This window comes from Catenulispora pinisilvae (assembly GCF_015356865.1).
GTDB lineage: Bacteria > Actinomycetota > Actinomycetes > Streptomycetales > Catenulisporaceae > Catenulispora > Catenulispora pinisilvae.
In genome coordinates this window covers 47251-64080 of the sequence record NZ_JAAFZA010000031.1, presented here as the reverse complement: position 1 = coordinate 64080, position 16830 = coordinate 47251, and the positions used below count along the sequence as shown (strand labels likewise).

At 71.7% G+C, this 16830-nt stretch carries 14 protein-coding genes and 1 rRNA gene; 8 read left to right on the top strand and 7 right to left on the bottom strand.

The features are described from left to right. Window positions 1-179: 179 nt before the first annotated feature. A 5S ribosomal RNA gene (gene rrf / locus IZR01_RS11535) occupies window positions 180-296 on the top strand. Between the two features lie 273 nt (window positions 297-569). Here rrf and IZR01_RS11530 read toward each other — a convergent pair. The 5 genes from IZR01_RS11530 to IZR01_RS11510 form a co-directional block, all read right to left on the bottom strand. Continuing rightward, window positions 570-1949, bottom strand: a complete 1380-nt coding sequence (locus IZR01_RS11530; protein WP_194923798.1) for a DUF58 domain-containing protein — start codon at window positions 1947-1949, stop codon at window positions 570-572. Window positions 1950-2092: 143 nt separating this feature from the next. Beyond that, window positions 2093-3220, bottom strand: a complete 1128-nt coding sequence (locus IZR01_RS11525) for an AAA family ATPase (RefSeq protein ID WP_228559230.1) — start codon at window positions 3218-3220, stop codon at window positions 2093-2095. A 17-nt stretch (window positions 3221-3237) separates the two neighbouring features. Further along, window positions 3238-4380 (bottom strand): DUF4350 domain-containing protein, encoded by a 1143-nt coding sequence (locus IZR01_RS11520; RefSeq protein ID WP_194923797.1) that lies wholly within the window; start codon window positions 4378-4380, stop codon window positions 3238-3240. Next, window positions 4377-5060: a DUF4129 domain-containing protein gene (locus IZR01_RS53170; RefSeq protein WP_194923796.1), complete on the bottom strand. Its 684-nt coding sequence runs from the start codon at window positions 5058-5060 to the stop codon at window positions 4377-4379. The genes IZR01_RS11520 and IZR01_RS53170 overlap by 4 nt, the downstream gene beginning before the upstream one ends. Further along, entirely contained in the window at window positions 5057-6076 is a 1020-nt protein-coding gene (locus tag IZR01_RS11510) for a DUF7847 domain-containing protein (RefSeq protein ID WP_194923795.1), read from the bottom strand. Before IZR01_RS11510 ends, IZR01_RS53170 begins: the two co-directional genes overlap by 4 nt. Before the next feature lie 171 nt (window positions 6077-6247). Between IZR01_RS11510 and mtrA the strand changes: the two genes are divergently transcribed. The 7 genes from mtrA to IZR01_RS11475 all read left to right on the top strand — a co-directional run bounded on the left by mtrA (window position 6248) and on the right by IZR01_RS11475 (window position 14646). After that, window positions 6248-6925, top strand: a complete 678-nt coding sequence (gene mtrA, locus IZR01_RS11505; RefSeq protein WP_194894868.1) for an MtrAB system response regulator MtrA — start codon at window positions 6248-6250, stop codon at window positions 6923-6925. Window positions 6926-6937: 12 nt separating this feature from the next. Further along, complete coding sequence (gene mtrB / locus IZR01_RS11500) at window positions 6938-8785, top strand: MtrAB system histidine kinase MtrB (protein WP_194894869.1); 1848 nt, start codon at window positions 6938-6940, stop codon at window positions 8783-8785. Beyond that, window positions 8785-10797, top strand: coding sequence for an LpqB family beta-propeller domain-containing protein (locus IZR01_RS11495; protein ID WP_194894870.1), 2013 nt, complete (start codon window positions 8785-8787; stop codon window positions 10795-10797). The genes mtrB and IZR01_RS11495 overlap by 1 nt, the downstream gene beginning before the upstream one ends. 113 nt (window positions 10798-10910) lie before the next feature. Further along, window positions 10911-11633 (top strand): ComF family protein, encoded by a 723-nt coding sequence (locus tag IZR01_RS11490; protein WP_194923794.1) that lies wholly within the window; start codon window positions 10911-10913, stop codon window positions 11631-11633. Between the two features lie 580 nt (window positions 11634-12213). Beyond that, the gene (gene hpf / locus IZR01_RS53165) at window positions 12214-12927 is read left to right on the top strand and encodes a ribosome hibernation-promoting factor, HPF/YfiA family (RefSeq protein WP_194923793.1); all 714 of its coding nucleotides are present in this window, start codon (window positions 12214-12216) and stop codon (window positions 12925-12927) included. Window positions 12928-13053: 126 nt separating this feature from the next. Beyond that, on the top strand, window positions 13054-13770 hold the full coding sequence (locus IZR01_RS11480; RefSeq protein WP_194894873.1) for a response regulator: 717 nt from the start codon (window positions 13054-13056) through the stop codon (window positions 13768-13770). A 48-nt stretch (window positions 13771-13818) separates the two neighbouring features. Then, entirely contained in the window at window positions 13819-14646 is an 828-nt protein-coding gene (locus tag IZR01_RS11475) for a hypothetical protein (RefSeq protein WP_194894874.1), read from the top strand. Window positions 14647-14838: 192 nt separating this feature from the next. Here IZR01_RS11475 and IZR01_RS11470 read toward each other — a convergent pair whose 3' ends face one another. Both IZR01_RS11470 and IZR01_RS11465 read right to left on the bottom strand, forming a co-directional pair. After that, a complete protein-coding gene (locus tag IZR01_RS11470) occupies window positions 14839-16050 on the bottom strand; it encodes a winged helix-turn-helix domain-containing protein (RefSeq protein ID WP_438939694.1) in 1212 nt (403 codons plus the stop codon). Window positions 16051-16149: 99 nt separating this feature from the next. Beyond that, complete coding sequence (locus tag IZR01_RS11465) at window positions 16150-16779, bottom strand: GNAT family N-acetyltransferase (protein ID WP_194894876.1); 630 nt, start codon at window positions 16777-16779, stop codon at window positions 16150-16152. Between the last annotated feature and the right edge of the window lie 51 nt (window positions 16780-16830).

The window sequence follows — 16830 nt, the reverse complement described above, 5'->3', positions numbered from 1 at the left end:
ATAGGCCGGGCGTGGAAGCTCCGTGAGGGGTGTAGCGGACCGGTACTAATAGGCCGAGGGCTTGACCACAAAGCTGATTTTTTGAGTCTTTTTGCTCGCATCCACTGTTTAGATCTGAGACCCCTACTGGCCTCGGGAACCACTGTTGTGTGGTTTTTCGGCTGGTTGTCTCAAGATGTTACGGCCGCCATAGCGGTGGGGAAACGCCCGGTCCCATTCCGAACCCGGAAGCTAAGCCCGCCAGCGCCGATGGTACTGCCAGGGGGACCTGGTGGGAGAGTAGGACGCGGCCGGACTAAATTTGCCAGTAGGCCCCCGACAAGATTCTGTCGGGGGCCTACTGCTGTTTCCGGCACTATGTCGGGCTGCCGGTCGGGTTCGCAGGCCTGGTTTCTGGTGCGGGCCATGGTGAAGGGCATGCGCCCGACTTTCAGGTGTCTTCGCTTGTCGCTGCGGAGCCCACAGCGAGCCCGCTCCGCTCGCAGCCCTCTGCGCTGCCTGCCGCGATCGCCGCGATCACCCATCGCCCCTTCGCGATGCTCCCTCCCGGCGTGCCCGCCGATCTCGCCCTACAGCCGCCCGGCTGCCTTCAGTGCCAGATAAGCGTCGGCCAGTGCCGGGGCGATGAGGGTCGGTGGCTGGTCGACGACCGTCACTCGGTGCTTGGCCAGGAGGTCGGCGACGTGGCGGCGTTCGGCTCGGGCGCGTTCGGCGGAGGCCGCTTCGTAGACCTCTGTCGCGTTGCTGCGGCCCTGGGCCATCTGCTCGATGCGGGGGTCGGCGACTGAGGCGACCACCACTTCGTGGCGGGTGGTGAGGCGGTTGATGACCGGGAGGAGGCCCTCGGCCATCGGGGCTGAGTCCAGGCTCGTCAGGAGGACCACCAGGGAGCGTTGGGGTGCGCGGTTAAGGACTGTGGTGACCAGGCCTCGGGCGTCGAGTTCGACCAGTTCCGGTTCCAGGGTGGCCATGGCGTTCGTTACCTGGGCCAGGGTTTGGCTGGCGGGGGCTCGGGTGACCGCGGTGCGGATACGGCGGTCGTAGGCGAGGAGGTCTACGCGGTCGCCGGCGCGCAGGGCCAGGGCGGTCAGGAGGAGGGCCGCGTCCAGGGCCGCGTCGAGGCGGACGCCGTCGGTGCCCAGGTCCTCGGTGCCGATGCGGCCGGCGGCGGTGCGGCTGGTGTCCAGGACGATCAGGATCGAGCGGTCGCGTTCGGGGCGCCAGGTGCGGACCACGACGTCGTAGTGGTCGCCGATGTGGCGGCGGGCGGTGGCGCGCCAGTCGATGGAGCGGACGTCGTCGCCGGCCGTGTAGTCGCGCAGTGAGTCGAACTCCGTGCCCTGTCCGCGGACCAGCAGCGAGGTGCGGCCGTCGAGCTCCCGCAGGCGCGCCAGGCGTGAGGGCAGGTGTCGGCGGGACAGGAACGGCGGGAGCACGCGGACGCGCCACGGGCTCTGCATCGTCCGCTGTCGTGCGGCCAGGCCCAGCGGCCCGAAGGAACGGACGCTGACGTGCTCGGCCTGCCGGTCGCCGCGTCTAGTCGGCACCAGCACCGACTCGATGCGCCGACGTTCTCCGGCCGGGATGGTGACGGCGTGGCGGGGCTGCACGATCGTGGGGTCGGCCAACCGGTTCGCCCCTGGCGACCCGGCGGTTCCCCGCAACCCGGCCGAGGGCGGCCAGGCGTCGCGGATCAGGGCCCGGACCGGTCGCGCTGAGGGGTTGGTGACGACCAGTTGCACCCGGGCCGTGGCTCCGAGGCGCACTGTCGTGTCGCCGCTGCGGGCGAACGTGAGCGTGCGGACCGGGCCGGCCAGGACGACGTCGATCGCCACCCCGACCGCGATGACCGCCACGACCACCGCGATCCCGATCCACGAGGGCAGCACCAGGCCGACGAACACCGCGCCGAGGGCGGCCAGGGCTCCGGCCCGCCAGGTCAGGGCCATGACAGCGCCCCGTGCGGAGCATCCGCGGCCTGATACTGGCCTCGTGCCAGCGGCAGCAGCGGCACCCGCGCCCCTGCCATGACCCGCACTAGCGTCACCAACGCCACCTGAACGATCATCACCACCGCACCGCCCGCCCCGCCCTACCGAGGCACCGGAACCGCGCCCAGCACGGCGTCCAGCACCCCGTCAGCGGTCCCGCCCTCCATCTCGGCTTCGGCGCGCAGCCGCACCCGGTGCCGCAGCGCCGGCTTCGCCAGCGCCTGCACGTCATCCGGCGTGACGTAGCCGCGCCCGGCGAGCCACGCCCACGATCGCGCCGTGCTCAGCAAAGCCGTGGCGCCACGCGGCGAGACGCCCAGCGCCAGCGAGGGCGAGACGCGAGTGGCCCGCGCGAGGTCGGCGATGTAGCCCAGCACGTCGCGGCTGACCGTGACCTGACGCGCGGCGGCGCGGGCGGCGGCCAGCTCGGCCCGGCCCGCGACCGGCCGCACGCCGGCGGCGTCCAGGTCGCGCGGGTCGAAGCCGTTCGCGTGCCGCTCCAGGATCCCGATCTCCTCCTCGCGGCCGGGCAGCGGCAGCACCAGCTTCAGCAGGAACCGGTCCAACTGGGCCTCGGGCAGCGGGTACGTGCCCTCGAACTCGACCGGGTTCTGGGTCGCGGCCACCAGGAACACCTCGGGCAGCGGCCGGGGCCGGCCGTCCACGGTGACCTGCCGCTCCTCCATCGCCTCCAGCAGCGACGCCTGTGTCTTCGGCGGCGTGCGGTTGATCTCGTCGGCCAGCAGCAGGTTGGTGAACACCGGGCCCTCGCGGAAGGAGAACTCGGCGGTGCGGCTGTCGAAGACCGCTGAGCCGGTCACGTCGCCGGGCATCAGGTCCGGGGTGAACTGCACGCGCTTGGAGTCCAGCGCCAGCGCGGCCGCCAGCGAGCGCACCAGCAGGGTCTTCGCGACGCCCGGGACGCCTTCCAGCAGCACGTGGCCGCCGGAGAGCAGGGCGATCACCAGGCCGGTGACCGCAGAGTCCTGGCCGACCACGGCTTTGGCGACCTCGGTGCGGACGGCCAGGAGCGCGGTGCGGGCGGTCGCCGGGTCGATGGGGGAGCCGGTCGCCGGGCTGCCGATTCCGGGTCCGCCAGCTGAGCTGTCGATGCCGAATCCCGCCGGCCCGCCAACCGCCGAGCCGTCCGTCAGCCCGCCGACCGCCAAGCCGGCGCCGTCCAAATCATCACCCGCACCCGCACCACCGTCCGAGCCCTGCTGCGTCATCCCACTCTCCCGTCTCGTCACAGCCGCCCGACCTCGGCTTCCAGCCGGTCCAGCGCCGAAGCCAATCCCACCAGGCCCGCGTCGTCGGCGGGTACCGGACCCGCCAGTACCGCCAGCGCATCGGCCGTCGGGGGGCCGCCGCGGGCCGCGATCGCCGCCGCGACGTCCCCGGCCGCCGCCATCCGCGGCAGCCCGAGCCGGGCCGCCAGGCGGGCCCGCGTCGCTTCGCGCAGCGCTCCGGCGGCGCGGTCCGTCACTCGCCCGCGCTCGTAGAGCCGCGCACGTCCTTCGACCGTCTCCGCCGCGCGCACCGCCACCGGCATCCGCTCGCTGACGACCGGGCCGAGGCGTCGGGCCTGCCACAGGGCCAGCAGGCCGATCGCCAGCACCATCGTCAGGGCGCCCCAGCGCCAGCCGGCCGGCAGCACGTCGGTGAAGCTCTTCTGCCCGGACGCCGCCGCCGGGTCCGCTTCGTCCGGCAGGTACCACACGACCGTCGGGTGCTTCCCGAGCAGCCGCAGGGCCAGGGCCGCGTTGCCGTGGTCGGCGAGCCCGTCGTTGCGGAACGGGGTGCGGCTGCCGACCAGCACCGTGTCGTTGGAGGCCGGCCCGGCGGTCCGCACCAGCGCGTCGCCGCCGGCCAGCGGGTAGCAGCCGGTGGGGACGCCGCTGAAGACCTCGCCGTCGCCGATGTCGGCGTTCCCGGCGGCCGTCGCGTCGGCGTCCGGGCACCCGGGGTCCACCAGCTTCGCGCCGTCGGGCGACGGCGACACCAGCGCGGCCTCGGTGGTCAGCAACTCCGCCGACTCCGGGTCCGGCTGCACCACCACGAGCCGCGCCACCGGCGTCGCCGCCACGGTGTCCAGCTGGAGCCGGGTCAGCAGCCCCGGGTCGGTGACCAGCAGCGTCGCCCCGCCCCGCGCGGCCTGCACGGTGGTCAGCACCTCCGCGGTGGTCCGCACCGGCGTGACCGTGACGCCCCGGTCCCGCAGCAGCGTGGCCAGGGCGCGGCCGCCGTCCGGTGAGGCGGAGTCGGGGTCCAGGGTGCCGCCGTCGTTGCCGCCGAAGGCCAGGGCCGCCGCGAACGCCCCGGCCAGCAGCACGACGAGGGCGGCCAGCGGCCAGCGCCAGGCCCGCAGCGTCGTCATCGGGGACGTCATCGGGGACCACCGGCCGGGCCGCCGACCCGCACCCGCGCCGCCGCGACCGCCTCGTCCACGGCCACCAGCCGCCGATAGTCCTGCGGCCCGGCTGCCGCCTGCCCGTACCAAATGTCGTCGAACACCCGCGCCGCGCCGAGCAGCGCCGGCGCCTGGTCCGGCAGCAGCGCCCCGGCCTCCCGCGCCGCCACGTCGGCGGTCCGCCCCGGCCGGGGATCCAGCACGGCCCGTTCCTCCAACGCCGCGATCACCGCCCGCAGCCGGGCCCGCACCGCCTCGGCCCACCGTCCGCCGGCCGCGTGCTCCTCGGCCGCCCGCCGGTACCCGGCCGCGTCCAGCGGGCTCTCCGCGCCGAACAGCGCCCGATCGGCCGCGACCTGCCGCCGGACCGGCCCGTAGCGCTTCCGGATCACCACCAGCGTCACCCCGACCAGCACCAGCACGATCAGCACGGCCGTCCAGCCGTCGCGCTCGTTCCCGGCCCCGGTGCCGAACGCCTTGTGCCACAGGGTGCTCAGCTCGTGCCCGATCCAGTCCAGGGCCCGCCGGGTGAGCGAGGGCTTGGCGTGCGCGTAGACCGGCTTGGCCAGCTCGTCCGCGGCCGCGCGGCGGGCCTCCTCCCGGCCCGCGGTGATCGGCACGCCGGGTGGCGGCGTCACCGGGGACCCCGGATCGGTCACGCGGCCGGGCCGTTCCCCGGCTCCGGCCCGCCGGCACCGGTAGTCGCCAAACCATCCCGTTGCTTCCGCGCGTTCAGCGCCAGCTGGATGTCCCAGCCCTCGCGCCGCATCCGCCGGTCCAGATACTGCAAAGCCATCACCGACGCCGCGAACGGCGAGACCACCGACTGCACCGCCGCCGAGAACAACGCCCCGAGGAACACGTACAGCAGGGACACGTGGTGCCCGGAGAACGTCCCGTCCCCGTTGTCGGCGACCGGGCTCAGGTTCGAGCCGATGAGGGCCTGCTGGACCACTGAGAGCACCGCCGCCACCACCTCGGACACCAGCAGCGCCAGCAGCGTGATCCCCAGCACCCGCCACCAGCCGCCTTTGACCAGCGTCGAGGACCGCTTCAGCGCCCGCCGCACCGGCTGGTCCTCCAGCACCAGCGCGGCCGCGGCCAGCGACCACGCCACCCAGCGGTTGAGGGCCAGCGCGGCTCCGGCGCCGATCCCGAGTAGCAGCACCAGTGCGGCGGCCTGGCTCCCGGCGGCGGCCAGCAGGAGCCCGGGGACCATCCCGAGGGCCAGCGCCCCGAACAGGACGATGAAGATCACCAGCGCCAGCCCGACCAGCCGGAGCAGCCGCGGCCGGGTCAGCCGCCACACCTCGCCCAGCGTCACCGGCCGGCCCAGCGCGGCCCGCGACACCGCGACGGTCAGCAGCCCGACCAGCAGCGAGACGATGAGCGCGTTCAGCAGCACGCCGGGCCGCAGCAGCGCCAGATCGTTGATCCCGCTCCCGCTGCCCAGCGTGGTGTTGTCGTCGACCAGTCCGGCCAGGAATCGCAGATACACATAGTCCAGCGGGATCGCGACGACCTGTCCCAGCGTGACCACGAGCGCGGACAGTCCGAGCATGACGCCGGGATTGGCGCGCATCGCGGTCACCGCGCCGTCGAGGATTTCCCCGGCTTGCAAAGGACGCAGCGGCACTACTCCGGTGGGCGACGCGGGCCGTGTGGGCTGGCTCATGGTCTGCGGGGACGCTTCTTCCTGGGGCGCGGACCGGCTCGTCGCCGGGAGTGTGCACCCCAGCATGCAGGGAGCGTGGAGGACGGCGCCACCCCCGCACCAACACCCGTGATCCTTCTCAGTGGCACCGGGGATTCACCAAAAGCAGAAAGTAATGCGACGATAGTCCGCATGAAAGGTCGTGTCCTCATCGTCGACGATGACATAGCCCTGTCCGAGATGCTGGGCATCGCCCTGCGCGGAGAGGGTTTCGAGACCACGTCCGTCGCCGATGGTGACCGGGCGCTACAGGTGTTCCGCGACTTCAAGCCGGATCTGGTGCTGCTGGACTTGATGTTGCCCGGTCGGGACGGCATCGACGTGTGCCGGCTGATCCGCGGCGAGTCCGGGGTGCCGATCATCATGCTCACCGCCAAGAGCGACACCGTGGACGTGGTGGTCGGGCTGGAGTCCGGTGCCGACGACTACGTGATCAAGCCGTTCAAGGTCAAGGAGCTGGTGGCGCGGGTCCGGGCCCGGCTGCGCCGGGCCGACGAGCCCAAGCCGGAGACCCTGGCCATCGGCGATCTGTCGATCGACGTGGCCGGGCACTCGGTCAAGCGCGACGGCCGGCAGATCCCGCTCACCCCGCTGGAGTTCGACCTGCTGGTCGCGCTGGCCCGCAAGCCCTGGCAGGTGTTCACCCGCGAGGTGCTGCTGGAGCAGGTCTGGGGCTACCGGCACGCCGCGGACACCCGGCTGGTGAACGTGCACGTGCAGCGGCTGCGCAGCAAGATCGAGGTCGACCCGGAGAACCCGGAGATCGTGGTCACCGTGCGCGGAGTGGGTTACAAGGCCGGTCCGGCTTAAACGAGGAAATACATGCGGGTCTCGAAGTTCACGGGCGGTGCCCGGCGGTTCGGCCGCGCCGTCCTGGAACTGCCCGGGACCTGGCGCGGCTCGCTGCAATTGCGCGTGGTGTCGCTGACCCTGCTGCTGTCCTTCGTCATCGCCTTCGCCCTGGGCTGGGTGCTGAACAACAAGATCCGCGACGGTCTGGTGCAGGCCAAGGAGAGCTCGTCGCTGGCCATGGCCAGCAGCGGGTTCAGCGAGGCCAGCGCCTCCATCGCCGCGGACGCCGAGACCTTCCGCCAGGGTGCCCCCAGCGGCACCCCCCAGCACGACGGCGACGGGGCGGCCTGGGTCGGCAGCCTGTACGACATGGTCCGGAACCTGTGCAGCGGGGCCAACAGCGACACCTACCAGGTGATGCTGATGTCCGACGTCCCGTTGGTGCCGGTCGCCGGTTACACCTGCGGCGGCATCCAGCACCAGAGCATCTCCCAGGGTCTGCGGGCCGGCCAGTTGGAGGACTACGGCTCCCCGACGTTCGTGGTCAAGTACCAGACCACCGAGCTGGAATACGGGGTGCAGACGGCCGGCAATGACGCGACCGCCCTGTCCGACGCCCCCTCCGGCGCCGAGGTGATCGACCACCGGACCCCGGGCCTGCTCTACGGCGCGCAGTTCCAGCTGCCGTCGGTGAACGGCGGCGGCGGCATCGGCGAGGTCCAGCTCTATTACGCGTTCCCGTTCACCACCGAGAGCCAGGCGCTGAGCTTCGACAACGAGATGATCGCGATCGCCGGCGCGGTGCTGGTGCTGGCCCTGGCCGGGGTGGCCTGGTTCGTCACGCGCCTGGTGGTCACCCCGGTCCGGCAGGCCGCCGGGATCGCCGAACGGCTGGCCGACGGCCGGTTCGACGAGCGGATGCGGGTGCGCGGCGAGGACGACCTGGCCCGGCTGGCGACCGCGTTCAACACCATGGCCGGCAACCTTCAGCGGCAGATCCGCAAGCTGGAAGAGCTCTCGCGGGTCCAGCGCCGGTTCGTCTCCGACGTCTCGCACGAGCTGCGCACCCCGCTGACCACGGTCCGGATGGCCGCCGACGTCCTGCACGACGCCCGTGCGGACTTCAGCGGCCCCACGGCGCGCTCGGCCGAACTGCTCCAGACCCAGCTGGACCGGTTCGAGGAACTGCTCGGCGACCTGCTGGAGATCAGCCGGTTCGACGCCGGGGCCGCGGTGCTGGACGCCGAGCCGGTGGACCTGCGGCTGCTGGCCCGCCGGGTGGTCGACAGCAGCGCGGTGCTGGCCGAGCGCAAGGGCGCCGAGGTGCGGATAGTGGCCCCGGACACGCCGTGCGTGGCCGAGATCGACCCGCGCCGCATCGAGCGGATCCTGCGCAACCTGGTGGTCAACTCCATCGAGCACAGCGAGGGCCGGCCGGTGCTGATCAAGGTCGCGGCGGCCGGCGACGCGGTCGCGGTCGCGGTGCGCGACTACGGCGTCGGCCTCAAGCCCGGGGAGTCCTCGCTGGTGTTCGGCCGGTTCTGGCGCGCCGACCCGGCCCGGGCCCGCACCACCGGCGGCACCGGCCTGGGCCTGGCCATCTCGCTGGAGGACGCGCACCTGCACCACGGCTGGCTCCAGGCCTGGGGCGAGCCCGGCGGCGGCTCGCAGTTCCGGCTGACGCTGCCCCGCACCGCCGGGCTGGAGCTGGTGCGCTCGCCGATACCGCTGGAGCCGGACGACTCCCGGCACCACAAACGCCAGGCCGAGGCCGCGCGGCTGGCCGCCGAGGGGGCCGCCGCGGCGGCCCCGCGCCATGACGGTCCGGACCTCACCGGGCTCACCGGCCGCGGTGCCGACAGACTCAGGGAGCGCTGATGTCCGCGCCGAACCGGGTGGCCCGCTGGGCCGCCGGCCTGCTGGCCCTGGCCGCCGCGGCCGGGACCGCGGCCTGCGCCGGGCCGCCGTCCAAGGGCGAGGTCCACTCGGCGGAGCTGAACCAGAGCCGCAACAACGTCGTCATCCTGGCCCGCGAACCCACGCCCGGCATGACGCCGGAACAGCTGGTGAACAGCTTCCTCCAGGCGCTGACCGGCGACCAGCAGGACCCCACCTTCAGCGTCGCCCAGGAGTTCTTGACCCCCGAGGCCCGCAACCTGATGGTGTCGCCGGGCTCCACCCGGGGCTGGGTCACCACGACGAAGATCGTCAACTATCAGGGCGCGGTCTCCGATCCGGCACCCGGCGCCGACCACGGCGGGCATCCGACGGCGGCCGCCACCGCGACCCCGCCCGTCGGTGCCGAACAGACGGTCAGCGTGACCGGCACCCAGTTCGCCCAGATCGACCCGTACGGTTTCTTCAAGTACCAGACGGGCTCGGTCACCCAGACCTTCACCGTGAAGTACTTCGGCGCCAACACCGGCTGGCGGATCGAATCGATGCCGGACTCCCGGATGATCAACGCCGACGCGTTCAAGCGGGCCTATCAGACCTACCAGTCGGCGCTGCCGGTCTACCTGCCCACGAACGACCAGACGGCCCAGCAGATGGACCAGGTGTACCTGACCCAGGACTCCGGCAAGGTCGACTACACCTACGACGCGCTGGCGCGCGCGGTCCTGCACGGCCGGTACGCCTCCCAGAACTCGCAGTTCGACCTGGCGAGCCCGGTCACCCTCGACCCCGACGGCGTGGCCACGGTGAACCTCACGGCCCCGCGCGGCGGCATGCCGGACATCACCAACGTGCAGCGGGCCCTCTACCTGACCTTCCAGAACGCCTCGGAGACCCAGCAGCTGCTCTCCGCGTCCCCGCTGACACAGGTGCGCGTCACCTACGCCGGCTGCGGCGGTACCTGCAAGCCGCAGTCCGTTCTCCCGGCGTATGTACCCCCGCCGACGGTGTACTGGCTGTGCCCGGAGGGCCAGAACGGCGCGGTCGCCTCGATCGTCTACCGGACGCTCGCCGGTGCCTCCAACGCGACGGCCGCCTGCCCGACCAACGGCGGGAAGCCGCAGTCGGTGGTCGCCATGACCGGCGTGAACCCGCAGAAGAACTCACCGATCGCGGTGAAGGTGGCCCCCGACTCCTCGGACATCAAGGACCCGAAGTCCACGACCGACGTGGCGGTGGTCCAGACGAACGGCGACGTCGTGGTGCTCGACGACAAGACCACCGACCAGCGGGTCTGGTACAGCGCCGCCGACCCGGCGAAGATCACCGACTTGGAGTGGGACCCGCTCGACGGATCGCTGTGGGTGGTCGACGACGACAGCCTCTACCGGGTTCAGGGCCCCGGGGAGTCGCCGGAGTCGGTGCCCGTCCCCGGTCAGCACGTGACCCGCTTCAAGCCCTCGCCGGACGGCTTGCGCGCGGTCGTGGTGAGCGGGCAGAACGCGCCCAACCCGGCGGCCGTGAGCAGTCCGCAGCCGGCGGCGATGGTGACCATCGACCGCTCCGCCGACCTGCCGACCCTGGACAACGCCACCGAGTTCCAGCTTCTTCAGGGCTCGTCGCAGACCGGAGACCCCACCTCGGATTCGGACGCCCTGCAGACCGTCTACGACGCCTCCTGGGTCGACGGCCGTACCGTGGTGCTGCTGGGTGTGCAGACCAACTCGAGCACGCAGAAGCTCTACAAGGTGTACCTGGACGGTTCGCAGGACTCGACGATCCTCGATCCCGAGGACGCCCAGCCCGCCACCCAGCGAGTCGGCGCGGCGACCGGCAACAGCTCCAGGCGCAGCTCGGCGATGTGGACGTTCAGTGACGCGCCCGGGCCCACGACCCCGGACTCCTGGTATTCGTACTTCAAGTTGAGCGGCGGTTCGGACAGTTTCCAGGAACTCGGGTGGAGTCCGGTGGTGGCGACGCAGCTGCCGAGCTGACCCCGCGGAGGTCGGGACCCCGCGGAGGTCGGACTGGCCTTCCGGTGGCGCCGAGGATCGGGCATAGCGGATAATTCCGCCACGTTCCGATCACGCCCGACCCGGGGGGTCCGATGCCGCTCGTCCGCCCGCTCTGGGCCGCCCTGCTGGACCTGGCCGCCGAGCGCGATTGCGGCGGCTGCGGGCGCCCGCAGCCCTCCGGGGAGCCGTTGTGCCCGGGCTGCGACGGCCTGTTGGCCGACGGCGGACCATGGCGCACGCTGGCGGCGGTCCCCGGCACGCCGCGCACACACGCGGTGTCCCGGTACGAGGACCCGGTGCGCACGATGCTCATCGGCTACAAGGAACGCGGCCGCACCGACCTGCGGCGGGCGCTGGGCCGGGCGCTCGCGCGGGCCGTCGCGCAGACTCTCGACGACGCGCACGCCTTCCCCGTGACCGGCGGCGGCCCGGCCGGCCGGCAGGTCGCCCTGGTCCCGATGCCGTCTCGGCGCAAGGTGGTGCGCGAGCGGGGCGAGGACACCACGGCCCGGCTGGCCAGGACCGCGGCCCGGACGCTGCGCGAGGTCGGCGTCCCGGTTCACGCGGTGCCCGCGCTGTGTCACGCCCGCGCCGTCGAGGACCAGGCCGGGCTCTCCCGCGAACAGCGCCGGCAAAACCTGTCGGGCGCCTTGCGGGCTCGTCGTATTTCCGCCGTCGCCGCTTCCAGCGTGGTCCTGGTCGACGACATCAGCACCAGCGGCGCCAGTCTGGCCGAGGCGGCGCGGGCGTTGCGGGTGGCCGGGGTCCCGGTGCTCGGGGCGGCGACGATCGCCGCGGCGCGGGTGCGCGCGTGAACCGTCCGCGAACCGTCTCACTGCGTGAACTGCCGAGGAATCACCACGAAACCGCACACAAACCCCGGTCGAACACCGTTCCGATCACTCGAACGGTCCAACGCCGCCTCCGGCCCCTTCCGTCGGGCGCGAACCGGGGCTAGTTTTCAGCCATAGGCACTGGCCCGCGAGAGTGAGCAGGCACGATGCGCACCATCACGCAAATACTCGGCCACCGGTAGCAGGCGGCCCGCCATCATCCGCCATCCTCGGACGGCCATTTCCTCCCGGCACATCTCACGTCCCGGCCGTATCCCCGACGACTTCAGTCGGTTCCGGCCCCGGGCGTGACTTCCTCCACTCGGGATATCGGGCACCAAGTGGACCCGGCGTACGTTGGAGATCTACAAGGACGGACCGACTAGCGGTCCCCAGGCACAGGGCAACCCATCCACAAGCATCGATCCACACAGGAATCGATCAATACAAGAGCAGACCCCGATCACTTCGCGGAGGCGCCGCTGGTCCAGATTTCACCTGACGGGCGAATGCCGGAGCCGTGAGCCCGGCCGAGATCTGAACGCGAGATGGGAGAACGCGCGTGGACATCGTCGTCAAGAGCCGCCACCACGAGGTGACCGACCGATTCCGTCGGCACGTGATGGAGAAGTTGGCCAAGGTCGAGGAGATGGATGGCAAGGCCATCAGCCTCACCGTCGTGCTGGGTGAGGAGAAGAATCCCCGGCAGGCCGAGCAGAAGGACCGGATCGAGCTGACGCTGGACTGCCCCCGGGCCCCGGTGATCCGGGCCGAGGCCTGCGCCGCCGACCCGTATTCGGCGCTCGATCTGGCCGCGGCCAAGCTCCAGACGCAGCTGCGCAAGGTCAAGGACCGGCGCAAGATCCACCGCAACCGCAAGGCGATCGCCGAGTCCATCAAGCACCTCCCGCCGATGGCGGACCTGCCGCCGGGCACCGAGCCGCTGCTGAGCGCCGACGGCGCCGCCGGCGACGACCCCGAGGTGGATCTGGCGCCGTACGGCGGGTCCGGCCCTTCGACCGACGGCCCGATGGTGGTGCGCGAGAAGACCCACACCGCGGCCCCGATGACGCTGGACCAGGCGCTGTACGAGATGGAACTGGTCGGCCACGACTTCTACCTCTACGTGGACAAGGACTCCGGCCTGCCTGCGGTGGTGTACCGGCGGCGCGCGTACGACTACGGCGTGATCCGCCTGGAACCCGGCGAGGAGATGGCCGAGCCGATGATCAACGGCTCGTCGCCCTCGGACCGGATGGCCGGCGCCCGGCACTGATTTCTGTCGGGGTTTCCCCGGCCGGCACGACGTCGACAGGGCTCTGATCTCAGAGGACTCCTTCGCGGAGCCGGTCCCCCCGGCTCCGCGAGTGTTCAACAGGTTCAACGATCACCCAGATGGGTAATGTTCGTTGTCCACTCGAGGTGTCATCATGGTCCTGTGTCGGAAGCCATAAGAGTCCTCATAGCCGACGACCACACGCTCCTGCGCCGAGGCCTGGCCGTCGTCCTGGACACCGAGGACGACATCGAGGTGGTCGGCGAGGCGTCGGACGGCGCCGAGGCCGTGCACAAGGCCGAGGAGCTGACCCCGGACGTGGTGATCCTGGACGTCCGGATGCCCGACACCGACGGTCTGGCGGCGTGTGCGGCCATCAAGCGCTCGGTCCCGGACGTGAAGGTCATCATGCTGACCTCCAGCGACGAGGAGAGCGACCTCTACGAGGCGGTGAAGTCCGGGGCGTCCGGCTACCTGCTCAAGAGCGTGTTGCCGCACACCATCCCGGACGCGCTGCGTGCCGTCCAGCGAGGCGAGTCGCAGGTCACGCCGTCGATGGCGGCGAAACTGCTGACCGGCTTCGCGGCCCTGGCCCGCGGCGCGGACGCCGGGCCCGAGCCGGCCCCGGCCGCCCCCACTGCGCCGAAGCTCACCGACCGGGAGATGGAAGTCCTCAAACTGGTGGCCACCGGGCGCAACAACCGGGAGATCGCCAAGGAGCTGTTCATCACCGAGAACACGGTGAAGAACCACGTCCGCAACATCCTGGAGAAGCTGAACCTGCACTCGCGCATGGAGGCCGTGGTCTACGCGGTGCGCGAGAAACTACTTGAGATCACCTAAGGTACGCAGCTTGACATCGCAGGACGTTCTCCGCGTAGGTTCGGGACTATGGACATATCCGTGACGCTGCGGGACGCCGCGGACGGCGGGGTGATAGCGCGCACGGTGGTGCCCTCCCAAGACCTGCCCCCGACGTTCGACGGCACGCAGCTGCTGGAGGCCGCGGACCACGTCTGGCGCGTGGTCCGCGCCGAACCGGCCTTCCGCGAGGAGTACGAGCTGATCGGCGAGCTGGAACTCACCCTGCGCCGGGTCGAGCAGGAGCCGCGGGTGGAGATGCTGCCGGCCCGCGACATCCACTTCAGCATGTCCAGCATCAGCGACCGCCTGCCGGACATCGCCGGCCCGCTCGACGGCCGCTCGGTCCTGCTGATCAAAGACGACCTGTGGCGTGATGTGGAATTGGTCGCCCCCTCCGGCGCGGCCGCGGTCACCGAGAACCTGAAGGCGATCCGCCGCATCCAGACCGAATTCCGCTCCGGCCCCGGCTTCACCGAACTCCACCTGCGCACCACCCCCGCCGAACCGCTGGCCGGCGTCACCTTCACGGTCGAGGACCTGGCGGCGGGCCTGGGCACCACCACGCACTTCGTCCGCCCGGTCGGCATCGAGGGCCGCGGCGTGGTGCAGGGCGGCTACGCCCTGTCGGTCGCGGACGGCGTCCACGTCTACGGCCTGGTCGACACCGCGAGCCGGGTCACGGTGGCCGGCGTGCACCGCACCGGCATCGGCAGCACGCAGGTCGCCGCCGCCTTCGGCACCCTGCTGCGGGCGCGCGGACTGGAACTGGTCGACTGGCGCGCCGGGCTGCGGACCGATGACGCCGAGGTGCTGGTCGGGTGGTTCGGTGCGCCGCCACAGGCTTTGTGGCGGTAGCGCGCCGGGTTTCGGGTGTGCTGGAGCTGGTGTGAGTATCAGCGTTGATTGGCTCTGTGATCGGCTCTGATCAAGGCTCAGCCGAGCGCGGCCCGCACGGACGGCGAGCGCTGGCCGGTCTCGATCGCGATCGCGTTCGCGCCAGTCCGCGGGCGGCAGCGGTTGTGAGCCGACTGGTCTTGTCTGCCTCGCTTAGCCGAGTGCGGCCCGCAGCGGCTCAGCCAACCCCACCGGCGTCACCTGCTCCACCGCGACACTCTCGCATCCCACCCAGGCGGCCGCCTCGCGCAGCGCCTCAGCCATCGGCTGCACCGCGGCCGCCGTTTCCAGCGATACCTTCCGGGCGACCAGCGTCTTCCCCTCACGCTTGGGGTCCACGCGCCCGAGCAGCTTGCCGCCGGCCAGCAGCGGCATCGCGAAGTATCCGTGTACCCGCTTCGCGGCCGGGGTGTAGGCCTCGATGCGGTGCACCATGCCGAAGATCCGTTCCATGCGGTCGCGTTCCCAGATCAACGAGTCGAAGGGCGACAGCAAGGTGGTCCGGTGCCGGCCGCGGGGGCCGCCGGCGGCCAGGAGTTCCAGCGCCGCGGGGTCGGCCCAGGCCGGCTGGCTCCAGCCGCGCACGGTCACCGGGATCAGGCCGGTCTGGGCCATCAGGGGCTTGGCATCGGGGATCTTCAGCCGGTAGTAGTCGGCGAGATCTCCTATGGTGCCGACGCCGAGCCGCCGTCCGGCCAGGGCCAGCAGGCTGATGTGCGACTCCCCGCGGGTCGGCTCGGCCGCGTCCAGCACGTTCTTGGGCAGCGCCCGCTCCGGCAGGTCGTACACCCGCCGCCAGCCGCGCCGCTCGACGCACACCACGTCCCCGGTCGCCAGCAGCTTCTCCACCGCGACCTTGGTATCGGACCAGTCCCACCACTCCGCGCTCTTGCGCGCACCCCCGAAGTCCGAGGTCATGCACGGTCCCTCGTCCCGCAGCTTGCCCAGCACCAGCGCCTCGGCCTCGCGCGTGGTCGGCATCCCCCAGCCGCCGCTGGCCCGGTCGCGGAAGTGCGCGCGGCGGTAGGCGAACGTCGGCCACTGCTCGACCGGCAGGATGCAGGCGGCGTGGGCCCAGTACTCGAAAGTCGAGGCCCCGTGCGGCTCGTGGTTCCAGTACGCCTTCTCCACGGCCTCGCGTCCGACCGCGCCGAGGCGCGCGTACGGCACCAGCTCGTGTGAGCGGGCCAGCACACTGATGGTGTCCAGCTGCACTTCCCCGAGATCTCGCAACACACCCTCGACCCCGTTGCGCCGATCCGGCGCGCCGATCAGCCCCTGCGCGTGCAGGGCCAGGCGGCGGGCCTCGGCGGCGGACAGTTCGGCGCGCGGTGCGGGTGCGATAGCGGACGTCACCCTCGCCACGCTAGCGGTCGGCTCCGACAAGTCCGTGTGACCGACAAGTCCGCGTGACCGGCGACGATCCGCGGAGGCGGTTGTTCAACTGCCCAGAACGGGAGAGGCCTACCGCAGTTCCCCGGGCAGGATGTCGGCCAGCCACATGTCCCGGACCACCCCGCGGTGCTCATGCGATCCGCGCTGCCGCCCGATGATCGTGAACCCGACCTTCTCGATCACCCGGCGCGACGGCACGTTCCCGTCGAAGGCCTGCCACGTGATCCGCCGGAGCCGGGCCACCTCGAACCCCCAGCGCACCACCTCGCGCACACCCTCCGTGATGTATCCGCGACCGCGCGTCTCGGGATTGGCCCAGTAGCCGAGTTCCGCGGTGCGTACCCCGGAGGCCGCGGTGGACCGGGTGATCGCGCCGAGCCCGATCGCCCCGGCGGTCTCGCCGGTGCCCCGGACGAAGACACCGAACGTCGCCTCGTCCCCGGTGTGGAAGCCGCGCGGTGTGTGATCGCGCACGAACCACTCCGCGTCCTTCACCTGATAGGGGGTGGGCACGGTGGTCCAGCGTTGGACTTCCGGATCCTGGCAGATCCTGAACACCTCCGGTATCTCCGCCTCCCGCCAGGGCCGCAGCAACAGCCGGGCGGTCTGCAAAGGCCCCTGGGGCAGCGGTGGAGCAGCGAGAATGTGATCCGGTACGGGAACCGGCTCAAGGCGCTCGCGCGTTTCCGGTGTGTCCATCGCCCCACCGTAGGCGAGCCGGATCCGTGATCTCCAGGCAATATGCCGATG

What these genes read in the sequence shown, in the direction of transcription:
- IZR01_RS11465 (WP_194894876.1), bottom strand. Translation starts at nt 16,779, where the DNA reads ATGGACACACCGGAAACGCGCGAGCGCCTTGAGCCGGTTCCCGTACCG.
- IZR01_RS11530 (WP_194923798.1), bottom strand. Translation starts at nt 1,949, where the DNA reads ATGGCCCTGACCTGGCGGGCCGGAGCCCTGGCCGCCCTCGGCGCGGTG.
- IZR01_RS11480 (WP_194894873.1), top strand. Translation starts at nt 13,054, where the DNA reads ATGTTCGTTGTCCACTCGAGGTGTCATCATGGTCCTGTGTCGGAAGCC.
- mtrB (WP_194894869.1), top strand. Translation starts at nt 6,938, where the DNA reads ATGCGGGTCTCGAAGTTCACGGGCGGTGCCCGGCGGTTCGGCCGCGCC.
- IZR01_RS11490 (WP_194923794.1), top strand. Translation starts at nt 10,911, where the DNA reads ATGCCGCTCGTCCGCCCGCTCTGGGCCGCCCTGCTGGACCTGGCCGCC.
- IZR01_RS11510 (WP_194923795.1), bottom strand. Translation starts at nt 6,076, where the DNA reads ATGAGCCAGCCCACACGGCCCGCGTCGCCCACCGGAGTAGTGCCGCTG.
- IZR01_RS11525 (WP_228559230.1), bottom strand. Translation starts at nt 3,220, where the DNA reads ATGACGCAGCAGGGCTCGGACGGTGGTGCGGGTGCGGGTGATGATTTG.
- IZR01_RS11520 (WP_194923797.1), bottom strand. Translation starts at nt 4,380, where the DNA reads ATGACGTCCCCGATGACGACGCTGCGGGCCTGGCGCTGGCCGCTGGCC.
- IZR01_RS11475 (WP_194894874.1), top strand. Translation starts at nt 13,819, where the DNA reads ATGGACATATCCGTGACGCTGCGGGACGCCGCGGACGGCGGGGTGATA.
- IZR01_RS11495 (WP_194894870.1), top strand. Translation starts at nt 8,785, where the DNA reads ATGTCCGCGCCGAACCGGGTGGCCCGCTGGGCCGCCGGCCTGCTGGCC.
- mtrA (WP_194894868.1), top strand. Translation starts at nt 6,248, where the DNA reads ATGAAAGGTCGTGTCCTCATCGTCGACGATGACATAGCCCTGTCCGAG.